The organism is Rhizorhapis sp. SPR117, from assembly GCF_021742065.1.
Genome location: NZ_JAKKIE010000163.1, coordinates 1 through 2,050, shown reverse-complemented (window position 1 = coordinate 2,050; position 2,050 = coordinate 1). Strand labels below are relative to the sequence as shown.

Here is a 2,050-nt window from a genome sequence, read left to right as displayed (position 1 = left end):
CTAGAACCCGTATTCAGGACGTCTGTTCGCCCGAGCAAGCTGGATCCGTTTGCAGAGAAGTTGTCGGGATGGCTGCGGATCGAGATTGGCAAGTCACGCAAGCAGAAGCGCACGGCAAAGCAGATGCACGCAGACCTTGTGGTGTTGGGTTATGATGGCTCCTACGAGCGGGTTGCAGCCTTTGTGCGGACCTGGAAGGCAGATCGTCAGCGTGAGCAGCAGACCAGCGGACGCGGCACCTTTGTGCCCTTGGTGTTTGCTGCAGGTGAGGCCTTTCAGTTCGACTGGAGCGAGGACTGGGCCATTCTGGGCGGCAGGCAGACCAAGTTGCAGGTGGCGCATACCAAGCTGTCACACAGCCGGGCGTTCATTGTTCGGGCGTATCCGCTCCAGACCCACGAGATGCTGTTCGACGCGCTGGCTGAGGCGTTCCGGGTGCTGGGCGGTGTTCCCCAGCGGGGCATCTTTGATAATATGAGGACGGCGGTCGATCGCATCGGCAAGGGCAAAGCCAGGCAGGTCAACGCGCGCTTTGCCGCCATGGCGAGCCATTACCTGTTCGAAGCGGACTTCTGTAATCCGGCGTCGGGGTGGGAGAAGGGTCAGGTCGAGAAGAACGTGCAGGATGCGCGGCGGCGGCTGTGGCAACCAATGCCCAGCTTCTGCGATATAGATGCCCTGAACGTCTGGCTCGAGGAGCAGTGCATCGCGCAATGGGGGCATATCCAGCACGGCGTTCTGCCCGGTACCGTCGCCGATGTGCATGCCGACGAAGTCGCCAGCTTGATGCCGCAGGGCCGTATCTTCGACGGCTTCGTCGAACACAGCAAGCGGGTATCACCGACCTGTCTCGTGAACTTTGACCGCAACCGTTATAGTGTGCCGGCATCGTTCGCGAACCAGCGGGTGAGCCTGCGGATATACCCGAACCGGATCGTCGTTGCCGCCGAAGGGCACATCGTGTGCGAGCATAGCCGGATTATCGAGCGCTCACACCATATGCCGGGACGAACGGTCTATGACTGGCGTCATTATCTGGCGGTAATCCAGCGCAAGCCCGGCGCTCTGCGCAACGGGGCGCCGTTCACCGAGCTACCCGATGCATTCCGGCAGTTGCAGGGGCTGATGCTGAAGCGGCCTGGCGGCGACAGGGAGATGGCCGAGATACTGGCCCTTGTGCTGCATCATGATGAGCAGGCGGTGCTATACGCGGTCGAGCTTGCTCTTGATGCCGGGGTGGCGACCAAGACCCACGTTCTCAATATCCTGCACCGTCTGACCGATGGAAAGGCGATCCCGCCGTCCCCTATCGATGCACCACAGGCCTTGCGCCTTGCCCAGGAGCCTCTGGCCAATGTTGGGCGCTACGATGCCCTGCGGAATAGGGAACAACGTCATGCGTCATGATCCCGCCAGCGCCGCAGTCGTGGTCATGCTGCGCGGCCTCAAGATGTACGGCATGGCCGGGGCTGTCAGCGACCTGATCGAACAGGGAGCCCCGGCGTTCGAGGCGTCTGTGCCGATCCTCTCGCAGTTGCTAAAAGCGGAAATGACCGAACGCGAGGTCAGATCCATCGCTTACCATATCAAGGCGGCCCGGTTCCCGGCCTACAAGGATCTGGCCGGGTTCGACTTTGCTGCCAGTGAGGTAAATGAAGCCCTTGTCCGTCAGCTCCATCACGGAGATTTTATAGACGGAGCCGACAATGTTGTGCTCATCGGCGGTCCTGGCACCGGCAAAAGTCACATGGCTACCGCGCTTGGCGTGCAGGCCGTGGAGCTTCACCGAAAGAAGGCCCGGTTCTTCTCCACGGTTGATCTGGTCAATGCGCTGGAACAAGAAAAAGCCATGAATAAGGCTGGTCAGCTTGCCGAGCGCCTGCTGCGCCTCGACCTCGTCATCCTCGACGAGTTGGGGTATCTGCCGTTCAGCCCATCAGGCGGCGCGCTGCTGTTCCATCTGCTCTCCAAGCTTTATGAGCAGACCAGCGTCATCATCACCACCAATCTCAGCTTCAGCGAGTGGGGCGGTGTGTTCGGTGATGCCAAA

2 protein-coding genes are annotated in these 2,050 nt (G+C 60.6%); both read left to right on the top strand.

Translation table 11 applies throughout. The features are described from left to right. Positions 1 to 1,407: IS21 family transposase (istA, locus tag L3X40_RS21675; RefSeq protein ID WP_237367404.1), on the top strand; the 1,407-nt coding region annotated here is incomplete at its 5' end. Beyond that, positions 1,397 to 2,050: IS21-like element helper ATPase IstB (gene istB, locus L3X40_RS21670; RefSeq protein WP_237367403.1), on the top strand; the 654-nt coding region annotated here is incomplete at its 3' end. The genes istA and istB, both read left to right, overlap by 11 nt.